Origin of the sequence: Asticcacaulis benevestitus DSM 16100 = ATCC BAA-896 (assembly GCF_000376105.1) — a bacterium.
Taxonomy (GTDB): domain Bacteria; phylum Pseudomonadota; class Alphaproteobacteria; order Caulobacterales; family Caulobacteraceae; genus Asticcacaulis; species Asticcacaulis benevestitus.
Map to the genome: position 1 here is coordinate 433,943 of NZ_AQWM01000001.1, position 20,693 is coordinate 454,635.

Here is a 20,693-nt window from a genome sequence, read left to right on the forward strand (position 1 = left end):
CAGGTGGCGTTCATCAAGAGGGGGAAACCTAATGCGTAAATTCGTGATTTGTCTGGCAAGCGTGTCTTTTCTGGCGGTTATGCCTGTCGCCGCCATGGCGCAAAATCCTGCCACGCCCGCCGTGGAAGACGCGGTGACGGCCCGCAAGGTTGTGCTGATCAAGCGCTATTTCAAATCCATCGAGATGGATAAGCTGATCGGCAGCATGATGCAGTCGATGCTGCCGGCGCTTGCCGAGCAACAACGCGCAAACTCGGGCCTGACCTCTGAACAAAGTAAGATGGCGACGGATGCCGCTGTCGAGACGATGGCGGAAATTACGCCTATCTATATCGACAAACTCTCTGTGATCTATGCCGACGCCTTTACCGAGGATGAGCTGATCCAGATGGTCGCTTTCTATGAAAGCCCGGTCGGGCAGTCGATCACCAAAAAGACTCCCTTACTCATTCCGAAGACGACGCAAGTCATGATGGAATTGATGCCAGAGATCCAGAACCGGATGCAGACGAAGATGTGCAATAAGATCGACTGCAGTACCGGTCAGGCAAAATAGCATTCCGTATTTCATTTTGACACGATGACGGTGCCTCCTTGCCTGACAAGCAAAGAGGAACTCACCATGTCGACATCCAAGCAGGTTTCCGGGAAGAACCCGTCGGCGCATCGCAGTGCGCCGACGGATACGGCCCATCCTTCGCAACGCGAAGACTCGTCCGAAGGTAATAATGTTCAGGAGGGGCGTCTGCCGAAAGGTCAGACCGGCAGCGGCGACACCCACGGCAAGGGCGTTGACGAAACCGGCCGTGATTCGAAGGCGCCGCACGTTTCTAAATAGTTTGGGCTAATCCGGCGCAATCTAATCGCCACTTGAAATCCTGTGGGTAACTTGCCAAGTTGAGCGCGTTGCCGCTATTGTTTTGATGACAATGGTGAATACATAAGACAAGGCTGGGACGCATCCACTTACGGTTAAGATATTTAGCCCTATATCTGCGGCCAGGCTTTGATATTTTTTCCAGATAAGGATTCGTGATGCGCGACCCTATAGACCATCTGACCATGAACCTCGTGCCCATGGTTGTGGAGCAATCCAGCCGCGGAGAACGCTCATACGACATCTTCTCCCGTATGCTGAAAGAACGCATCATCTTCCTGACCGGTCCGTTTGAAGACGGTATGGCCAGCCTGATTTGCGCCCAGCTTCTGTTCCTTGAGTCGGAAAACCCGAAGAAGGAAATCTCGATGTACATCAATTCGCCCGGCGGTCAGGTGACCTCCGCCCTGGCGATCTACGATACGATGCAATACATCAAATCGCCCGTTTCGACCGTTTGCATGGGCATGGCCGCTTCGGCTGGTTCGCTTATCCTGCAAGCCGGTGAGGCCGGTCAGCGTATCTCTCTGCCGAATTCCAAGATCATGGTGCACCAGCCCTCGGGTGGCGCGCGTGGTATGGCCTCGGATATCGAGATCCAGGCTGAGGATATGCGCAAGACCAAGAAGCTGCTCAACGAAATCTACGTCAAGCACACCGGTCAGACCTACGAAACCATCGAAAAGACCCTGGACCGCGACCGTTACCTGACGGCGGCGGAAGCCAAAGAATTTGGTCTGATCGACCACGTTTACGAAAAGCGTTCCGATGCCGAGAGCGGCAAGGAAGCTTCCTAAGCTTTCAATCCCAATTAAAATCAGAGCGGCGCGGGTGACTGCGCCGCTCTTTTTTATGGCTTCTGCGTGAAGACGCGATAGTGGCCTTGGGTGGCGGCGGCCAGCATTTCGGTATCGCCGGCGGTGTCGCCATAAGCCGAATCGAGATCGAACGACTCACCGAAGGTGGCGCGTAGGCGGCACATCTTTTCTTCGCCGCGGCAATTCAGGCCATCGAGTTCGGGTAATAATGTTCCGGCGGCGGAAAACTTGAGGCGCGTACCGATCACGCGATCAGCGCCGATCAGTTTGCCGAAAGGGCGCACCAGGATGTCGGGCGAGGCGGTGACGATGACGCGCGTGCGGTCCGGCAGGTCGTGATGCTCCCAGGCCTTGAGCGCATCGGGCCGGAACAGGCTCATGCCGGTCTTGGTGACGAAGGCCTTGACCAGGGTTTCCAGATCGCCTTGTGAAATATCGCCTAACAGCTTGTAAAGTAAGCGGGCTTTCAGCGCGCCGCGATCCTTGGTTTTAAGGTAGTCAAGCAACATTCGGGGTTGGAAGGTGAGGGCGCTTGCGATTTGCAAGTTACCCTTGCTCGACATGAGGAAGGCGATGAAGCTGTCCGTATAGGTCAGGGTGCCGTCGAAATCGAAGGCGATGACCTTCTTGGCATCGGCCGGTGTTTTGGTGCTTTTTCTCATCATGATGCGGCAAAAATTCCCAAATGCAAAAGGGCGGCTTCCAATCTATGTCTCTTATCCCATATAAAGAGAGTTAAGCGACCCGTTGATGGCGTTGCGTGGTTGAGACGTGGTCTAAACTGTGCATAGATACGTCCGGATAGGTCCTATATAGGGGGTATCTGTGCCAAAATTAGCCTTTGTTAAGGCTTGAGGTTCTAAGATGCCATGTAAAGGTGAACGCGCGATTCACATGATATGAGTCGTTCGTTGCGCCACTTGAGGTGAAGAAGCATATGACCAAAGCCGCGACAGGCGACAGCAAAAGCACACTCTATTGTTCTTTCTGCGGAAAGAGCCAGCATGAGGTGCGCAAACTTATCGCCGGGCCGACCGTGTTTATCTGCGATGAATGCGTCGAGCTGTGCATGGACATCATCCGCGAAGAGCACAAGATCGCCTTCGTGAAGTCCAAGGATGGCGTGCCGACCCCGAAGGAAATCCGCGAAGTCCTCGATGATTACGTCATCGGTCAGGGGCAGGCGAAGAAGGTTCTCTCGGTGGCCGTCCACAACCACTACAAGCGCCTCAACCACGCCCAGAAAGGCAATGACGTCGAACTGGCCAAGTCGAACATCATGCTGATCGGCCCGACGGGCTCTGGCAAGACCCTTCTGGCCCAGACGCTTGCCCGCATCATCGATGTACCGTTCACCATGGCCGACGCCACCACCCTGACCGAAGCCGGTTATGTCGGTGAAGACGTTGAGAACATCATTCTGAAGCTGCTGCAAGCGGCTGATTACAATGTTGAACGCGCCCAGCGCGGCATCGTCTATATCGACGAAGTCGACAAAATTTCCCGCAAGTCCGATAACCCTTCGATCACCCGCGACGTGTCGGGCGAAGGCGTTCAGCAGGCGCTTCTGAAGATCATGGAAGGCACGGTCGCTTCCGTGCCGCCGCAAGGTGGCCGCAAGCATCCCCAGCAGGAGTTCCTGCAGGTGGATACGACCAACATCCTGTTCATCTGCGGCGGCGCCTTCGCCGGCCTGGAAAAGATCATTTCGGGCCGTGGCAAGGGCACGTCGATTGGTTTCGGCGCTACGGTTAAGGATCCGGAAGATCGCCGCACCGGGGAAATCCTGCGCAATGTCGAGCCGGACGATCTGATGAAGTTTGGCCTGATCCCGGAATTCATCGGCCGTCTGCCGGTTCTGGCGACGCTGGAAGATCTCGACGAAGTGACGCTGGTCAAGATCCTGACCGAGCCGAAGAACGCCTTGATCAAGCAGTATCAGCGCCTGTTCGAGATGGAAAACGTCTCGCTCAACTTCACTGACGAGGCCCTGATGGGTGTCGCCAAGCGCGCCATTCAGCGCAAGACCGGCGCCCGTGGCCTGCGGTCGATCCTCGAAGGCATCCTGCTGGAGACCATGTACGAACTGCCGACCATGCAGGGCGTTGAGGAAGTGGTCATCAATGGCGAAGTCATTGAAGAGCGCGCGCAGCCTCTGCTGATCTATGCTGAAAAGCGTAGCGGCGGGGCGGCGTAAGACCTGATTTTTAATTGCAAGTAAAGCGCGGCTCTGGAAACAGGGCCGCGTTTTTGCTTGAGAACTTGAAACTCTTTCAATCTATCCCACATGCAGTCCAAGGCGCTTAAATGGAACGATGCGGACTTATCCCCTGTATATTCCCCCAAACGGCGCGATTTATTTTAAGACTCGGTTGAGCGAGAGGGCCTAGGGTTTACACTTAGAGCTACCGGCGGCTGAGTCTGTGAAGGAGTTCCCATGTTAGACGTATTGACCATTCCTGTTCTGCCGCTGCGCGATATCGTTGTCTTTCCGCATATGGTCGTGCCGTTGTTCGTTGGCCGTGAGAAATCCGTGCAGGCGCTCGATGAGGTCATGAAGGGCGACAAGCAAATTCTGCTCGCCACTCAAAAGAATTCCGGCGATGATGATCCCGAAGCCGACGCCATCTATGAAATCGGCGTGCTGGCCAATGTGCTGCAATTGCTGAAACTGCCCGACGGCACCGTCAAGGTGTTGGTGGAAGGCAAGAGCCGTGCGCGCATCAAGCGCTTCGTCTCGACCGAAACCTATTATGAGGCAGAAGCCTATCCGCTTGATGCGCAGATGGCCGAAGGTCCGGACGCTGAAGCGCTGCAACGCGCCGTGGCCGAGCAGTTCGAGAACTATATCAAGCTCAACAAGAAGATCCCGCCGGAAAGCCTCAACGCCATCGCGGAGATCACCGACGCGGACGTGCTGGCCGATTCCATAGCCGCGCACCTGGTTGTCAAGATCGCTGACAAGCAGGCCTTGCTGGAGCAATTATCGGTCAGCAAGCGCCTGGAGAAGATCTACGCCCTGATGGAAGGCGAAATCTCTGTCCTGCAGGTCGAGAAGAAGATCCGCTCGCGCGTCAAGCGCCAGATGGAGAAAACCCAGCGCGAATATTATCTGAATGAGCAGATGAAGGCCATTCAGCGCGAACTCGGCGAACAGGACGAAGGCAAGGACGAACTGGCTGATCTCGAAAAGAAGATCAAGGCCACCAAGCTCTCGAAGGAAGCCCGCACCAAGGCGATGGCCGAACTCAACAAGCTGCGCCACATGTCGCCCATGTCGGCCGAAAGCACGGTTGTGCGCAACTATCTCGACTGGCTGCTCAGCATACCCTGGGGCGCCGCCAAGCCGAAGGCGATCGACCTCAAGAAGGCCGAGGATATTCTGGAAGCCGATCACTACGGTCTGGAAAAGGTCAAGGAACGCATCCTTGAGCATCTAGCTGTCCAGGCCCGCATGGGTACGCTGAAGGGCCCTATCCTGTGTCTCGTCGGCCCTCCCGGCGTTGGCAAGACCTCGCTCGGCAAGTCGATCGCGAAGGCGACCAATCGTGAGTTTGTCCGCATTTCGCTGGGCGGCGTGCGCGATGAATCGGAAATCCGTGGTCACCGCCGCACCTATATTGGCTCCATGCCGGGCAAGATCATCCAGAACATGAAGAAGGTCAAAACGACCAATGCTTTCTTCCTGCTCGATGAAATCGACAAGATGGGCAATGACTGGCGCGGCGATCCGGCTTCGGCCCTGCTTGAAGTGCTCGATCCGGCGCAGAACTCGACCTTCGCCGATCACTATCTCGAAGTCGATTACGACCTGTCGAAGATCATGTTCGTCACCACGGCCAACAGCCTGAACATGTCGCAGCCGCTGCTCGACCGCATGGAGATTATCCGTATACCCGGCTATACCGAGGATGAAAAGGTCGAGATCGCCAAGCGCCACGTCCTGCCGAACCTGATGAAGGAACACGGTCTGTCCGGCGAAGAGTTTGTTGTGCCAGAAGAGGCGATCCGCGATCTCATTCGCTATTATACCCGCGAAGCGGGCGTGCGTTCGCTGGAACGCGAACTTGGCAATCTGGCGCGCAAGACGATCCGTGATCTGGCGCGTGAAAACGTCCCGTCGATCACCATCGATGATGAGCGTCTAGCCAAATATGCCGGCGTGAAGAAGTATCACTACGGCGCCACGGATGAAGTCGATCAGGTCGGCATCGTCACAGGTCTGGCCTGGACAGAGTTTGGCGGGGATATACTCACCATCGAAGCCATTCGTATGCCGGGCAAGGGCCTGATGAAGGTCACTGGCAATTTGAAAGACGTTATGAAGGAGTCCGTTTCGGCGGCCAATTCCTACGTCAAGGCGCTGGGACCGAAGTTCGGCATCCTGCCGCCGGTGTTCGATAAGACCGACGTCCACGTCCACGTGCCCGAAGGCGCCACGCCTAAGGATGGTCCTTCGGCCGGCGTCGCCATGGCGGTCGCCATGGTCTCGGTGCTGACCGGTATTCCGGTCCGCAAGGATCTGGCCATGACGGGGGAAATCACCCTGCGTGGCCGTGTCCTGCCGATCGGTGGCCTCAAGGAAAAGCTGCTGGCGGCTCTGCGCTCTGGCATCAAGACCGTGCTAATACCGAAGGAAAATGAGAAGGATCTGATCGATCTGCCGGCCAATGTAAAATCCGGCCTTGAGATCATCCCTGTGTCACTTGTGGAAGAGGCGCTAAAGCACGCCCTGACCAAGCCGCTGGTTCCGGTAGAATGGATTGAGCCGGTCATCGTGGCCACGGCGGTGACGCCGGTTGATGATGCGGATGCGGCCACGGCGCACTGATTATAGCGGCTAATCAAAATGTGGGGTTTGGCGGCAATGTCGTCAGGCCCCTTTTGCTTGTGCGCGTCCACGTCCTCTTGACTTGGCAATAGCGACTGTATGCCCGACGGGGCTTTGTGTCTTTGCGACGTTCTTCGCACGTTTCGCAGCGAGAGAATCACTTCCCCTTATCCACAAGGGATTTGCGCTTAAGTGACGTCTTTGTCGCTGAAATTTATGCCTTAGGAGTCACATAACCAGTCAAAAGGACGTGAAAACGCGCAAACCCTTTAAAAAACACGGTTTGCAGTGCAATAAACGGCATTTATTGCTTTGACGGGCGCTGAAAATTGTAGTCTCTATCGGCTTCACCCGTTAACGACTCACGGCTTAGAGCCAGGTCCTTAAGGGTAAGCTTAGCAACTGACCCCAAGACGGGTAAGGGAGAGAGATTAATGACGAAAGCTGAACTCGTAGCCGCCATCGCCGATCAGGCTGGCCTGACGAAAGATCAAGCCAAGAAGGCGCTCGACGCTTTCACCGATAGCGTTGTTGGCGCCCTGAAAAAGGGTGATGATGTACGCCTCGTGGGCTTCGGCACCTTCCTCGCGGTTAAGCGCGAAGCCGGCACCGCCCGCAACCCGCGCACCGGCGAAACCGTGCAGCGCCCGGCCTCGGTCACCGCACGCTTCCGCGTCGGCGAAGGCCTCAAGGGTGCCTTGAACGGCTAAGGTTTTCGGTTTCGCCTGGCGAGCCCGGAGCTATATGTTCTGCAAGAGGCGTTTTCGTACCGGTTTCATCACTGGATACGAAACGCCTCTTGACTTATGTGAGCGAGATTGGCAAACCGAGCCTCCCTGTGGAAAGGGGCGATTAGCTCAGCTGGCAGAGCGGCTCGTTTACACCGAGTAGGTCGGCGGTTCGAACCCGTCATCGCCCACCACAGATTTTAAATGGCTCTGAGCACCCGCTCCGGGCCATTATTCTTTTTTCGTCAGAAGCTCAGATCCGCCCGCACCGGATAATGATCAGAGCCCACGGATTCCAGAACCTTGTAACTCCCGGCCGCGGCACTCTTGGCAAAGATGTGATCAATCTGTATGGCGAGCCAGAGCCCGTCTGACGGCCAGGTATGCGTTAGACCGGACCCATGTGGCCACTGTACTTTTTCGACCAGTAGCGGCGCCATATTGCGCGACCATAGCGTGGTGTTCAGGTCACCGGCGATGATGACGTTTCCGGACGTTGCTTTTACGCGCTCGGCCAAGATTTCCAGATAGTGAGTATTCTCCTGTGTCAGTCTTTTTGTGGCTGGTGGCATGGGATGCGCCACGAACAGTATCAGGTCATCAAAATGCAATTTTGCCAAAGGCATATCTGACCGGCCAATATGTTCGATATGCGCCGTGAAAGGCCTTTTGGCATACACACTCAATCCGAAGATGCCCAGATCCGGTGTCATGCGTTAAGGATAGAGTGGTTTCAAGGGTTTCAAACCATCGAGCCATGGCGGAGAGGTTTCCACAGCGACGAAAATGTCCGGATTTTCTCGTCGGACCATGGTCATAACGCGCTCAAACTCGCGATTATCGCACAGCACATTCGCTGAGACGATGCTTATCCGATTATGTGCCTCACCAGCAGGCGCTGGAAGGCGCTGCATGGTTATGAAGCGTCCGCCCATTGGAAGTGCGTTCAGCGTCATAACAACAATCGCCAGGTTTACGAGGAGCTTATCACGCAGCAGAATGGATGCGGCCAGCGCCGTAAGCGTCGCCACGAGAATTTGAGGTCGGAAAGGATTGATCATTTCGCCTTGCCACAGGACGGGCGCAAACAGGCCAGCAATGCCCACGAGCGCAATACCTGCCAAGCCGATGCTCAGTCACAGCCGAACCCTGTTGCGCATCATATCCCCCATGAAAAAGCCGCCGTCCCATAATGAGACGACGGCTTTCAATTTGCAAGTCGTGACGTTTCCTAGAACTGGAAGCGTGTCCGCAGGGCGATGGAGTAGTTGGAATAGGTATCCTGCTTTTCGTATTCGCCTTCCAGAGAGAAGTAGCTGTACTGGTTGTCCGCCGAAATGCGGAAGCCTGCCACAGGACCGCCGCCCTCGATATCGCCGCCCGAAAGGGTAAAGGGCGTGGAGCCCGCAAGCGTAAAGGCCGCGACTGTATCGGCCAGTTCAGCCGAAACGTTCTGCTTATAACCGAACCAGATTTCAGGCTTCACGAAGAGCTTGGTGTAGCTAAAGTTCAGCAGGGCGGTTGAGGTGAGCAGGTGGCTGTTGCGTTCGCCGACCGTAAGGTCGAAGTAATCGCCACCACCGGATTCACTGTGGTTCTTTTCACTGAGAGCGTAATAATCGGCCAGAACCTGCGGCGTCACGCTGAAGGGGCCAGCTTTGATCTCATAGGAAGCCCCAAGACCGCCACTGTAGGAATAGCCGTCCCATTTGGCGTGAGCGACATGGTTGACCGAATCGGTCAGGATGTTGCGTGTGGTCTCAAAAGACGTAAAGCCCGCGCCGGCGTGGGCCCATGACTTGAGGGCGCCGGTGCGCAAACGCCAGTAACCACCGACCGTGACATCCGAATTGACCGTCTTTTCCGCGGCGATGGCAAAGGTATCGAGCGGGGAGGCGGAGGTGTAAGACATGTAGAGGCCTACCATCTGGTTGCCGTAGACCTCGCGTTCGCGACCGCCGGCGAAGCTGAAGCCAGTGGCCTTGAAGCCGGCCGTATCCCCATAATCTCTTTTGGTGTGATAGCCATACTCCTGCAGCCACCACTGTCCTTCATTATTGTCAGGCACAAGGGTGAGCGCCCCGAGAGTCCGGTTGAGCGAAGAGGCGCCAAGCGACAGGTTGAGCAGGTTTTCGCCGGAATAGTCAGGCAGATACTGGTTATATATCTGATCGAAGCCAGCCTTGGTAACCTGGCTCATCAGCGAGCTAGTGGCGCCCGCATCTTTTGCGGCCACAGACAGGATCGGCGCCAGGGCCGAGTACTGGTTGTCGGAGAACTTGCTCTCTTCCTTGTTCTTCAGTCGGAAGTCGGCATAGAGCTCGGTGTTGCCGGCGTTTGTTGTCAGGACGGCGTGGTAAAGATAGGGGATGTGACCATCGAGCCCCGTCGTGACCACGTTGCCCAATGAGAAGCTTGACGCCGTCATGAGCGTGAACTTCGTCTGGGTCACGATCAGATTGTTCAGGGTTACGTTAAGCGTTGCGCCGGTATCGAATACGGCCGTGCCAGTGTTGGTGAAAATCGGCGTTGTCGGCTTTGTCGTATCCAGCGAGAGCGACAGCGTGCTCTCCGCGCCGATGTGGAAGCTGGTCAGGTTGAGCGACGTGCCGGCCAGGAAGCCAGCGGTGCCCTTGGCCAGATCGAACGCCACCGTCCCGGTCGCGCCATTGCTCGCCTTGCCCAGATAAACGGCGCCGCCTGACAGCGTAAAGCTATTGGCGCCGTTACCGAAGTCAATATTGCCAGAAATCAGCCCGCCGTTTGACGTAATCGAATCGTTGCCCGAGCCGAGCAGGATGTCGCCACGGATATAGGGCGCGGCAATCGCCTTGTCCGCGTCGCTGTCGGTGGGGTTGGTGTCGATTTGCGTCAGGGTTAGTCCGGCCGTATTGCCGCGGGTGTCGATGGCAATTGGGCTATTGATGAGGGCGTCGGCCTTTCCGTCGCCATTATCATCGGAGGCCGTGATGGCGGCGCTGATGATGCTGTTGTTGGTGATGTTCGTCAGCTTGTTCGACCGGTCGCGTATGGCCACGGCCTGTTCGGTCGAGCCTGTAGCGACGGCATAGATGCCGCCACCGACAGCGACATTGATCTTGGGCAGGTTAGCGTCCGACCAAATATCGATGGCGCGGGCCGTGGTGTTGCCAACCGTTGCATAGGTCGTGGTCGTGGTGCCATTCGTGGTCGTCGAGGTGGCGGTTGTCGCAGACGCCGCCGTACCACGAATTGTGCCCTGAACATCGAGAAGCGGCGTTGCCGTGCCGCTCTGGACAGACAGCGCCGTGGCATCGCCGCCGTAGGCCGTTGAGGATACGATACCGTTGATACCAATGCCATTGGCGATGGTTACGGCATGGCCGAGTCCACCCAATTGAACGGCGACATTATCGACTTTCTGATAGAGACCGGAGCCGTTAATCGTTCCGCGCACAAGCAGGCCATAGTTGACGGCCGGTGGCTTAAGCGCTGTTGCACCGTAGACAATGCCGCCAAGCGTGATGTCCGCCGCGCCAGAAGCGATGCGCAAGGTGGGGGCAGAACCATAATTGGTCAATGTTGCGGTCGTTTGAGTCGAATCGGCATTGCCGTCGCCATCCTGATCGGGATTATCTGTAAGAACTTTCGTTGATTCATCGCGCTTCACGGCTGAACCGATCAGCAGTCCCTTGGCCAGATTGCCAGAAATATCGACCAGCGGGCCGGATTGGTAAAGATCTTCCGGTGTCGCGAGAACCGTTTTCAGGCCGGCGGCGGAGAGGGCGGATGTTGTCGCGTAACCGGTGCCGGTATAGGCGCCGTCAATAATGACGCTGCCGCCGAAATCACCGGCCAGATTGACACCCTTGGAATCCTTGCCAAAGCTGTTGATCGTTCCGCTGAGATAGACATTGCCGGTGGCGCCGTTTTCAAGCGAGACGGCGGTATTGTTGTCACCATTCATCGTGATGGTGCCATCCATGGTGAAATTGCCCTGGATGTTGTTTTCAAAGCGAATGCCGTAGGCATTTTTGCCATCTACGGCGATGGTGTTGCCGCTGTTGACAATGACATTACCAATAAACGGCGTCGTACCGGTTGAATGGATGCCGTAGCGCGTCACCGAATCAGCGAACGGTGCTTCAACAATACCGTCAGGCGCAGCGGTGCCGTCGGCAGCCTTCGTTGTATCAACCCGCGTGTAATCGTCGGTGACGGTTATATTGGCTGAAACCGTCAGGTTGCCGGTGCGGCCGCCGTCGATTAGGATGCCGGTCGAGCCCGCGGCCGATTTCAGCATGTCGATCTTGCCCTTGAGCGTGACCGAATTGTTCGAATCAACCGTGATGGCGTTCCCGCTGGTCACCGTGATCGAGCCTGCTGTATCAACCGACAGGTCGCCCGCGACCGAGGTTTTGACAGGCGCGATGGTCGCCGTATTAATCGTGGTGGCAGCCAGGGCCTGACCGCTCATACCGGCCACGGCCAACAGGCCCATGGTGAGGTTAAGGGCTGTCGCGGTCAGAAGTTTGTGTTTGCGCATGTGGTAAGCTTCCCTGGGGTGCTTTGTATTACGATGAGATGGAGGTGAGGCCTTGTGGCCCTCATGGTCTGTGTCGATTATGTCGGCCGGCGAAGTCTGAGAGGTCACCTTTAACCTTTATTTCAGCAGCGTAAAAGATGGCAAACGCCGTTTTGGCGCGCCATGCAAGGCTTTGAACGGAATTAGCCTCTAAAATGTGCCACAAAGTCAAAAATAAAGAGGGCTTAATTATGTCCGCAGAGCGTCACAGGCATCATGAGTTTCAACCCTGAGCACAGGAATCAAAGCCTACAGATAGACTTGAGATCGGACAGGTGAAGAGCTCTATGCGGGCGGAGGGGGAAATGCGGTGCCACCGTTGCTGTATTCAGCAAGGGTGGCGCGAGTGACGGGACTCGAACCCGCGACCTTCGGCGTGACAGGCCGACACTCTAACCAACTGAGCTACACCCGCATTCCCTTATCCGCAGACGGTTAGCGTTGCCGCTCGTCATTGGAGAGGTGCGCTTAGTAGTTCGGGGCAATAGGGGTGTCAAGCCAATAAAATGGCTTATACACGGGAAGCGCCGTCTGCGTATCTCGGGCGTAGAGATGCATAGAGCCGCCCTACAAGCGTGTTTGGTCTCTGCTAAATCATATGAAGGAGATGAGATGGGGAAATGCGGTGCCACCGTTGCTGCTTCAGCAAGGGTGGCGCGAGTGACGGGACTCGAACCCGCGACCTTCGGCGTGACAGGCCGACACTCTAACCAACTGAGCTACACCCGCATTCCCTTTTCCCCAAGAACCGTCTGCGTTGCCGCTGTCTTCAGGGAAGGTGCGCTTAGTAGTTCGGCAGGCGGGTAAGTGTCAAGCGCATAAAATAGAAAATGACAGCTGGCGGGGCAAAATCTTTGGATAAGTTGAGCGCACACGGTTCTAATTGAGAGTGACTTGCATTATCTCAAAACCTAGGCGAAAAAGTGAAATAAAGTGGGAGAAAGAAGGTTTTTTTGCGCTGCAATGGTTTGAAGCTTTGAACAGACTGGTCTAATAGCCTACACATTGAGTCCATCTCCACGGTTACCCGGGGCGGTGGGTGATAGAGTCTGTTCCCGTGAGTTGAGGGGTTGAGGTGACCTAATGAATGCATTCCTTCTGCAATATCTCCCCGTCATCATCTTTATAGGCATCGCTACGGTTCTTGGCCTTGTCTTTATGATTGGCGCATTGATCGTAGCCCCGCAGGCGCCGGACAGTGAGAAGCTGTCGGCCTATGAATGCGGTTTCAACGCCTTCGATTCCGCCCGCCAGAAATTCGACGTGCGCTTCTATCTCGTCTCGATCCTCTTCATTATCTTCGATCTTGAAGCGTCTTTCCTGTTTCCGTGGGCCGTGTCGCTGTTCGATATGCCCAATGGCGGCATGCATGTCGCTTTCTGGTCGATGGTTACTTTCCTGGTCGAACTGTTTCTCGGCTATATCTATGTGTGGAAAAAAGGAGCCCTGGAATGGGAATAATCCTGCCAGCCGGATCTGCCGGGCGTTCTTCGGTAGAAGGTTACGATCCCGCGGTCCACGACAAGTTCTTCGAGCAGGTATCTGCCGAGCTTGACACAAAGGGCTTTCTTGTCGCCTCCGCCGATGACGTCATCACCTGGGCGCGCACCGGTTCGCTGATGTGGATGACCTTTGGTCTCGCCTGTTGCGCTGTCGAAATGATGCAGGCCTCGATGCCGCGTTATGACATGGAGCGCTTTGGCATGGCGCCGCGCGCGTCGCCGCGCCAGTCTGACCTGATGATCGTCGCCGGCACGCTGACCAACAAGATGGCACCTGCCTTGCGCAAGGTCTACGACCAGATGCCTGATCCGCGCTATGTGCTCTCCATGGGGTCCTGCGCCAATGGCGGCGGCTATTATCACTATAGCTACAGTGTCGTGCGCGGTTGTGACCGCATCGTGCCGGTGGATGTTTATGTCCCCGGTTGTCCGCCTTCCGCTGAGGCTCTCCTGTACGGCCTTCTGCAATTGCAGAAGAAGATTCGCCGTACCGGCAGCATCCGTCGCTAAGGGGAACGCTGATGTCACTTGAAAAATTACAGGCCGTCGCCGAGCGCCTTCACGCCGATCTGAAGGAAGCCGTTCACGAAGTGGTGCTTGCCTTTGGTGAGCTGACCGTAACCGTCGATCGTGAGCGTATTGTTGAGGTCATGGCGAAGCTGAGGGCCGAGCCTTACCGCTTCCATCAGTTGATCGATGTCTGCGGCGTTGATTATCCGAAACGCGCGCGTCGTTTCGATGTCGTCTATCACCTGCTGAGCCTGACGCAGAATATTCGTTTGCGCATCAAGGTGCAGACCGATGAGGTCGTGCCGGTGCCGTCGATTCGTTCGGTCTATCCGAACGCCGACTGGTACGAGCGTGAAGCTTTCGACATGTACGGCATGCTGTTCTCCAACCATCCCGACCTGCGTCGTTTGCTGACGGACTATGGCTTCGAAGGCCATCCGCTGCGCAAGGACTTCCCGATGACCGGGCATGTCGAGGTGCGTTATGATGAAGAGCAGAAGCGCGTGGTCTATGAGCCGGTCAAGCTCACACAGGAATACCGCAGGTTCGACTTCCTGTCGCCATGGGAAGGCGCGCAATACGTGCTTCCGGGCGATGAGAAGGCAAAGGTCTAGACCTTTGGGTCTGGGTAAAGAGTTATCGATAAGGGTTTGATTTCATGGCAGATGGTATGACGCCTGTTCCGGTCGAAAAGGGCGATGACGATCGCAAGTTTACGATCAATTTCGGCCCGCAGCACCCGGCGGCCCACGGCGTTCTGCGCCTTGTGCTCGACCTCGACGGTGAAATGGTGGAGCGTGTGGATCCGCACATCGGTCTGCTGCACCGTGGCACCGAGAAGCTGATGGAATCGCGCACCTACCTGCAAAACGTGCCTTACTTCGACCGCCTCGACTATGTGGCGCCGATGAATCAGGAGCACGCCTTTGTGCTGGCCATCGAAAAGCTGCTCGGCCTTGAAGTGCCCAAGCGCGCCCAATTGATCCGGGTCCTGTTCTCGGAAATCGGCCGTATCCTGTCGCACATCCTGAATACCACGACTCAGGCCATGGACGTGGGCGCCCTGACGCCGCCGATCTGGGGTTTCGAGCAGCGCGAAAAGCTGATGGTGTTTTATGAGCGCGCCTGTGGCGCCCGTCTCCACGCCAACTATTTCCGCCCCGGTGGCGTCCACCAAGACCTGCCGCTGGAACTGATCGAAGACATCGCTCTGTGGTGCAAGGAATATTTGCCGGCACTTGACGATATCGAGTCGCTCATCACCGAAAACCGTATCTTCAAGCAGCGCAACGTCGATATAGGTCTGGTCACCAAGGAGCAGGCGTTCGACTGGGGCTTTACCGGCGTCATGATCCGTGGCTCTGGCGTGAAGTGGGATCTGCGCAAGTCGCAGCCCTATGAATGCTATGCTGAACTGGAGTTCGACATTCCGCTTGGTAAGAATGGTGACTGCTGGGATCGTTACCTGTGCCGGGTCGAAGAGATGCGTGAATCGGTGAAGATCATGCAGCAATGTATTGATAAGCTTAAGGTAACGCCTGGTCCGGTCCTCTCGACCGATCACAAGGTGACGCCGCCGCGCCGCGCCGAAATGAAGAATTCGATGGAAGCGCTCATCCATCACTTTAAGCTCTACACGGAAGGCTTCAAGACGCCCGAAGGCGAGGTCTATGCCTGCGTCGAGGCTCCCAAGGGGGAGTTCGGCGTCTATCTGGTCTCCGACGGCACCAATAAGCCTTACCGCTGCAAAATCCGCGCGCCGGGCTTTGCGCACCTGCAAGCCATGGATTGGATGAACCGCGGTCACCTGCTGGCCGACGTGTCGGCCATCCTGGGCTCGATCGATATCGTGTTCGGGGAGGTCGATCGATGATCGGTGTCCTAATCGCTTGCGGCCTGCTGATCGCGATGCTGGGGCTTAGCCTTTATCTGTCACGCCCGAACTGGCCCTATCATGCGGCCGGCTCCAAAGGCTATGTCACGGATATGCTGGTCTATTTCTTCCTGCCTGTGGTGCCGATGCTGATCTGCGTCGGTGGTTTCAGCGTGCTGACAACGATTCGGCCTGATTTCGAGAACGAGACCGCCCGCATGGTTCTGCTGGGTGTCGCGCTTGTTGGTCTGCTGGGCACCCGCAGGCTGCCTTTCGTGGCGGCTGCGCAGGAGCGCGTGCGGGTCGCGCGCAATGCCCGTTACGAGGCCACACGATGATTTCTGTTAAGCGCCGTATATTTCGACTGTCTTTCGTTGGCTGTGGGTGTAAAGCCCAGCCTGTTATTATGTGTAGAGGGGCCTGATGTCCGTTCGTCGTCTCGCCAAGGAGCAACCGGCCAGTTTCACCTTCTCCGCGGAAACGCTGGAAAAGGCCAACTGGTGGATTGCCAAATATCCTGAAAGCCGCCGCCAGAGCGCGGTGATCCCTATTCTGTGGCTGGTGCAGAAGCAGGAGGGCTGGGTTTCCGAACCTGCCATCACGGCCATCGCCAAGCTGCTGGCCATGCCGCAGATTCGCGTTTTTGAAGTCGCCACCTTCTACACCATGTTCATGCTGGAGCCGGTCGGCTCTGCGGCCTTGATCCAGGTGTGCGGCACGACGCCTTGCATGTTGCGCGGTTCTGACGCCCTGATGCACGTCTGTAAGTCGAAAATCGGCGCAAAGGATAAGCTGTCGGCTGACGGCAAGTTCACCTGGCAGGAAGTCGAGTGTCTTGGTGCTTGCACCAATGCGCCGATGGCCCAGATCAACGACTATTATTACGAAGACCTGACGCCGGAAAATCTGGCCCAGATCATCGATGATTTTGCCGCTGGCAAGTCACCGAAGCCTGGCCCTTACAACGGTCGCCATACGTCGGAGCCACTCGGTGGCGTGACGTCGCTGACCGATCCTGCGCTCTATGACGGCTCGGCCGCCAAACCGGTCAAGATCCCCAACTTTCCCGCCCCTGAGGTAAAAGCGTAATGGCCCAGACTGGTATCTTGCAGGATAAGGACCGTATCTTCACCAACCTCTATGGTCTCCAGGATTGGGGCCTTGAGGGTGCGAAGAAGCGCGGCGCATGGAATTCTACCAAGGATATCCTGTCGTGCGGACGCGACTGGATCATCACCAACATGAAGAATTCCGGCATGCGCGGCCGTGGCGGGGCAGGGTTCAATACCGGCCTGAAGTGGTCCTTCATGCCAAAGGAAGTCAAGGATCGCCCGCATTACCTCGTGGTCAATGCCGATGAATCCGAGCCCGGCACCTGTAAAGACCGCGAAATCATGCGCCACGATCCGCAATTGCTGATCGAAGGCTGCCTTATCGCTTCCTTCGCCATGCAGGCTCACGCCTGTTACATCTATCTGCGCGGCGAGTACGTGCAGGAGCGTGAGCGCATGGAAGCCGCTGTCAAGCAGGCTTATGAAGCCAAGCTGATCGGCAAGAACAACATCCATGGCTGGGACTTTGACGTCTATATCCACCATGGCGCCGGCGCCTATATCTGCGGCGAAGAAACCGCGTTGCTGGAATCGCTGGAAGGCAAGAAGGGCCAGCCGCGCCTGAAGCCGCCATTCCCGGCTGGTTCTGGTCTTTATGGCTGCCCGACGACCGTCAATAACGTCGAATCGATCGCCGCTGTCGGCACTATCCTGCGCCGTGGCGCCGAGTGGTTCACCTCGTTTGGCGCGCCCAACAATGCCGGCACCAAGCTGTTCTGCATTTCGGGCCACGTCGAGCGTCCGTGTAACATCGAAGAGGCCATGTCGATCCCGTTCCGCCAACTGATCGAAGCCCACTGCGGTGGCATTCGCGGCGGCTGGGGCAATCTGAAAGCCGTCATCCCTGGCGGTTCCTCGGTGCCGATGATCACGGCTGAGCAATGCGAAGACCTGCCGATGGACTTCGACTCGCTTCGTAACCTCAAGTCGGGCTTAGGGACGGCGGCGGTCATCGTCATGGACAAGTCGACCGACCTGATCCGAGCCATTGCCCGGCTGAGCTACTTCTACAAGCACGAGAGCTGCGGCCAATGTACGCCGTGCCGTGAAGGCACCGGCTGGATGTGGCGTGTCATGGAACGCATGGTGAAGGGCGACGCCGATCCGGCGGAAATCGACACCCTGCTCGAAGTGACGACTCAGGTCGAGGGCCACACCATCTGCGCCCTTGGCGACGCGGCGGCCTGGCCGATTCAGGGTCTGATCCGTCACTTCCGTCATGAAATTGAAGACCGGATCACGCTATACCGTTCGAGCAAGAGCAATTTTGCCGGTCACTCAGTGGCGGCGGAGTAGGGGCACATGCGCGGCAAGGTTCTCTCATTCAACGGATCGACCGGCCTCATCAGTGGTGATGACGGCAAGCGCTATACCTTTAGCGTCAGCGATCTGATGGGAGACACCGTTTACGTGCCGGCTGGTTCGACCATTGATTTCGAAGTGGCGGGTGATACGGCGGTCAGCGTCTACGTCATCGCTACGGCCATGGGTGAGAAGAACAAGTATATCGCCGCACTGCTGGCCTTTTTTCTCGGCATGTGGGGCGTTCACAAGTTTTATCTCGGCAAGAATACGGCCGGCATCATCATGCTTTTGTGTGGCACGATTGGCTGGATATTCCTGTGTATACCGCCGCTGATTATCGGGATGATCGCCTTTATCGAGACGATTATCTATTTGGTCAAGACCGATCAGAGTTTCTACGAGGACTATGTTCAGGGTAATAAATCGTGGTTCTAAAACATCAACTGATGTGCAGAATTTTGAATTATTGTCGTGGCTTATTTATTATTGTTGAGGATGTGACAGAGCATGGCTAAGGCAAAAGTCAATGGTGTGGAGGTCGAGTTCGACCCCGGCATGACCGTGCTGCAGGTGGCGGAGTTGGCAGGCGAGGAAATCCCTCGTTTCTGCTATCATGAGCGCCTGTCGATCGCCGGCAACTGCCGTATGTGCCTCGTTGAGGTAAAGCCCGGACCGCCGAAGCCGCAAGCTTCGTGCGCTCTGCCGGCTGCCGAGGGCCAGGAAATCTTCACCAACACGCCGATGGTCAAAAAGGCCCGCGAAGGCGTGATGGAGTTCCTGCTGATCAATCACCCGCTGGATTGCCCGATCTGCGACCAGGGCGGCGAGTGCGACCTGCAGGATCAGTCGGTCGCTTACGGCAAGGGCGCCTCGCGTTATGACGAGAACAAGCGCGCCGTCGAGGAAAAGAACCTCGGGCCAACGATCAAGACCTTCATGACCCGTTGCATCCAGTGCACGCGCTGCGTCCGTTTCACCACGGAAGTGGCCGGCGTCACTGAAATGGGCATGATCTCGCGCGGCGAGAACGCCGAAATCACCTCCTATCTCGAACAGTCGGTGTCGTCGGAACTGTCCGGCAATGTCAACGATCTGTGCCCGGTTGGCGCACTCACGCACCGTCCGTGGTCGTTCAACTATCGCCCGTGGGAACTGACCAAGACCGAAACGATCGATGTGCATGACGCTGTTGGCGCGCATATCCGTATTGATAATCGAGGTCCGGCCGTGCTGCGCGCCTTGCCGCGTCTCAAGGAAGAGATCAACGAAGAGTGGCTGACCGACAAGAGCCGTTATGCGGTTGATGGTCTCTCACGCCAGCGCCTCGATAAACCCTATGTCCGCAAGGCGGGCAAGCTGGTCGCCGTGTCGTGGGATGAGGCCTTGGGCACGGTCGCTGGCAAAATAAAAGCGACCGATGCGTCTAAGATCGGCGCCATCGCGGGTGATCTGGTCGATGCTGAGGCCATGAAGGCGACCAAGGACCTGTTCTACAGCATGGGCGTCACCAATCTTGATTGTCGCCAGGAAGGCGCCAAGGTTGGCCCCGTCACGCAATCGACGCCGCGCGAAGCCTGGCTGTTCAACACGGGCATTGCCGGTCTGGAAGAGGCCGATGCCATCCTGCTGATTGGCACCGACCTGCGTCACGAAGCGTCCTTGATCAATGCCCGTATCCGCAAGAGCTGGCTCAAGGGCGCGGTTCAGGTGGCGGTGATCGGTGAGGCCAATGACCTGACGTATGATTATGCCCATGTCGGCGTCGGCACCAAGGCGCTGAAAGATCTCAAGAAGCACGCGTTCCGCGACGTTCTGAAAAACGCCAAAAAGCCGGCGATCCTGGTGGGCAGCAATGCCATTTCCGGGGCTGACGGCGCGGCTGTTCTCAAGGAAATCGCTCTGATCTCTGATGATTATGATGTCGTCAGAGAGGGCTGGAACGGCTTCAACATCGTCCATACCGCCGCATCGCGTGTCGCCGGTCTCGATCTCGGTTTCGTGCCGGTCGGTGAGGCGAAGGACGCCGCCGCCATGCTGACGGGCGGTGTCGAACTGCTGGTTCTGCTGGGCGCTGACGAAATCAACACCTCTGGCCTCGACAACACCTTCGTTGTCTATATCGGTTCGCATGGCGATGCCGGTGCGGCTGCGGCCGACGTCATCCTGCCGGGCGCCGCCTATACGGAAAAGTCCGGCATCTATACCAACCTCGAAGGTCGCGTGCAGATCGCCGAACGTTGCGTCTTCCCGAAGGGGGAGGCCAAGGAAGACTGGGCCATTATCCGCGCACTTTCGGGCTATGTTGGCCACACCCTGCCGTATGACTCGCTGAACGCGCTGCGCGAAAAGCTGATCACCGATCACCCGGTCTTTGGCCGTATCGATGTGAAGCCAACCGCGAAAGCTTTCGATGTGAAAGCGATCGGCACAAAGGGTGAGGTCACGGACAAGCTTTTCGTTTCGCACATTACCGATTTTTATCTGACCAACCCCATCGCCCGCGCCTCAACGGCAATGGCGGAATGTTCTGCGGCCCGCAAGGCGCCGCTGAGCGTGGCGGCTGAGTAAGGAAG

The 20,693-nt window shown here is 56.8% G+C and carries 19 protein-coding genes and 3 tRNA genes; 16 read left to right on the forward strand and 6 right to left on the reverse strand.

The window, feature by feature from the left end; genetic code table 11:
- Positions 1-31: 31 nt before the first annotated feature.
- From B060_RS25935 to B060_RS0102140, 3 genes are all read left to right on the forward strand, one after another.
- Positions 32-556, forward strand: a complete 525-nt coding sequence (locus tag B060_RS25935) for a DUF2059 domain-containing protein (RefSeq protein WP_018080103.1) — start codon at positions 32-34, stop codon at positions 554-556.
- A gap of 66 nt (positions 557-622) precedes the next feature.
- Positions 623-838, forward strand: coding sequence for a hypothetical protein (locus B060_RS0102135; RefSeq protein WP_155847539.1), 216 nt, complete (start codon positions 623-625; stop codon positions 836-838).
- 197 nt (positions 839-1,035) lie between these two features.
- Positions 1,036-1,674, forward strand: coding sequence for an ATP-dependent Clp protease proteolytic subunit (locus B060_RS0102140; protein ID WP_018080105.1), 639 nt, complete (start codon positions 1,036-1,038; stop codon positions 1,672-1,674).
- 53 nt (positions 1,675-1,727) lie between these two features.
- Here B060_RS0102140 and B060_RS0102145 read toward each other — a convergent pair whose 3' ends face one another.
- Complete coding sequence (locus tag B060_RS0102145) at positions 1,728-2,360, reverse strand: HAD-IB family hydrolase (RefSeq protein WP_018080106.1); 633 nt, start codon at positions 2,358-2,360, stop codon at positions 1,728-1,730.
- A 272-nt stretch (positions 2,361-2,632) separates the two neighbouring features.
- On the opposite strand from B060_RS0102145, the gene clpX reads away from it, so the two are divergent.
- The 4 genes from clpX to B060_RS0102165 all read left to right on the forward strand — a co-directional run bounded on the left by clpX (position 2,633) and on the right by B060_RS0102165 (position 7,448).
- Complete coding sequence (gene clpX / locus B060_RS0102150) at positions 2,633-3,892, forward strand: ATP-dependent Clp protease ATP-binding subunit ClpX (protein ID WP_018080107.1); 1,260 nt, start codon at positions 2,633-2,635, stop codon at positions 3,890-3,892.
- Between the two features lie 240 nt (positions 3,893-4,132).
- Complete coding sequence (gene lon, locus B060_RS0102155) at positions 4,133-6,526, forward strand: endopeptidase La (RefSeq protein WP_018080108.1); 2,394 nt, start codon at positions 4,133-4,135, stop codon at positions 6,524-6,526.
- A gap of 434 nt (positions 6,527-6,960) precedes the next feature.
- Positions 6,961-7,236 carry an HU family DNA-binding protein gene (locus tag B060_RS0102160; RefSeq protein WP_018080109.1) on the forward strand — a complete coding sequence of 92 codons (276 nt, stop codon included), beginning with the start codon at positions 6,961-6,963 and terminating at the stop codon, positions 7,234-7,236.
- 136 nt (positions 7,237-7,372) lie between these two features.
- Positions 7,373-7,448: transfer RNA gene (locus B060_RS0102165), tRNA-Val, on the forward strand.
- A gap of 51 nt (positions 7,449-7,499) precedes the next feature.
- Here the strand turns inward: B060_RS0102165 and B060_RS0102170 are convergent.
- The 5 genes from B060_RS0102170 to B060_RS0102190 form a co-directional block, all read right to left on the reverse strand.
- Complete coding sequence (locus tag B060_RS0102170; RefSeq protein ID WP_018080110.1) at positions 7,500-7,967, reverse strand: endonuclease/exonuclease/phosphatase family protein; 468 nt, start codon at positions 7,965-7,967, stop codon at positions 7,500-7,502.
- A 3-nt stretch (positions 7,968-7,970) separates the two neighbouring features.
- Positions 7,971-8,378, reverse strand: coding sequence for an endonuclease/exonuclease/phosphatase family protein (locus tag B060_RS0102175; RefSeq protein ID WP_018080111.1), 408 nt, complete (start codon positions 8,376-8,378; stop codon positions 7,971-7,973).
- A 107-nt stretch (positions 8,379-8,485) separates the two neighbouring features.
- Complete coding sequence (locus tag B060_RS0102180) at positions 8,486-11,779, reverse strand: autotransporter outer membrane beta-barrel domain-containing protein (protein ID WP_018080112.1); 3,294 nt, start codon at positions 11,777-11,779, stop codon at positions 8,486-8,488.
- 377 nt (positions 11,780-12,156) lie between these two features.
- A tRNA-Asp gene (locus B060_RS0102185) sits at positions 12,157-12,233 on the reverse strand.
- 237 nt (positions 12,234-12,470) lie between these two features.
- Positions 12,471-12,547 (reverse strand) — tRNA-Asp (locus B060_RS0102190).
- 354 nt (positions 12,548-12,901) lie between these two features.
- Here B060_RS0102190 and B060_RS0102195 point away from each other — a divergent pair.
- The 9 genes from B060_RS0102195 (at position 12,902) to nuoG (ending at position 20,688) form a co-directional block, all read left to right on the forward strand.
- Complete coding sequence (locus B060_RS0102195) at positions 12,902-13,279, forward strand: NADH-quinone oxidoreductase subunit A (protein ID WP_018080113.1); 378 nt, start codon at positions 12,902-12,904, stop codon at positions 13,277-13,279.
- A complete protein-coding gene (locus B060_RS0102200; RefSeq protein ID WP_018080114.1) occupies positions 13,270-13,830 on the forward strand; it encodes a NuoB/complex I 20 kDa subunit family protein in 561 nt (186 codons plus the stop codon). Before B060_RS0102195 ends, B060_RS0102200 begins: the two co-directional genes overlap by 10 nt.
- A gap of 11 nt (positions 13,831-13,841) precedes the next feature.
- Positions 13,842-14,444 carry an NADH-quinone oxidoreductase subunit C gene (locus B060_RS0102205; RefSeq protein WP_018080115.1) on the forward strand — a complete coding sequence of 201 codons (603 nt, stop codon included), beginning with the start codon at positions 13,842-13,844 and terminating at the stop codon, positions 14,442-14,444.
- Between the two features lie 44 nt (positions 14,445-14,488).
- A complete protein-coding gene (locus B060_RS0102210; RefSeq protein WP_018080116.1) occupies positions 14,489-15,703 on the forward strand; it encodes an NADH-quinone oxidoreductase subunit D in 1,215 nt (404 codons plus the stop codon).
- A complete protein-coding gene (locus B060_RS0102215) occupies positions 15,700-16,041 on the forward strand; it encodes a hypothetical protein (RefSeq protein WP_018080117.1) in 342 nt (113 codons plus the stop codon). The genes B060_RS0102210 and B060_RS0102215 overlap by 4 nt, the downstream gene beginning before the upstream one ends.
- 85 nt (positions 16,042-16,126) lie before the next feature.
- Positions 16,127-16,792 (forward strand): NADH-quinone oxidoreductase subunit NuoE, encoded by a 666-nt coding sequence (nuoE, locus tag B060_RS0102220; protein WP_018080118.1) that lies wholly within the window; start codon positions 16,127-16,129, stop codon positions 16,790-16,792.
- On the forward strand, positions 16,792-18,111 hold the full coding sequence (gene nuoF, locus B060_RS0102225; RefSeq protein WP_018080119.1) for an NADH-quinone oxidoreductase subunit NuoF: 1,320 nt from the start codon (positions 16,792-16,794) through the stop codon (positions 18,109-18,111). Before nuoE ends, nuoF begins: the two co-directional genes overlap by 1 nt.
- A gap of 6 nt (positions 18,112-18,117) precedes the next feature.
- Positions 18,118-18,555, forward strand: coding sequence for a TM2 domain-containing protein (locus tag B060_RS0102230; RefSeq protein ID WP_018080120.1), 438 nt, complete (start codon positions 18,118-18,120; stop codon positions 18,553-18,555).
- A 72-nt stretch (positions 18,556-18,627) separates the two neighbouring features.
- Entirely contained in the window at positions 18,628-20,688 is a 2,061-nt protein-coding gene (gene nuoG / locus B060_RS0102235) for an NADH-quinone oxidoreductase subunit NuoG (RefSeq protein WP_018080121.1), read from the forward strand.
- Positions 20,689-20,693 lie beyond the last annotated feature (5 nt).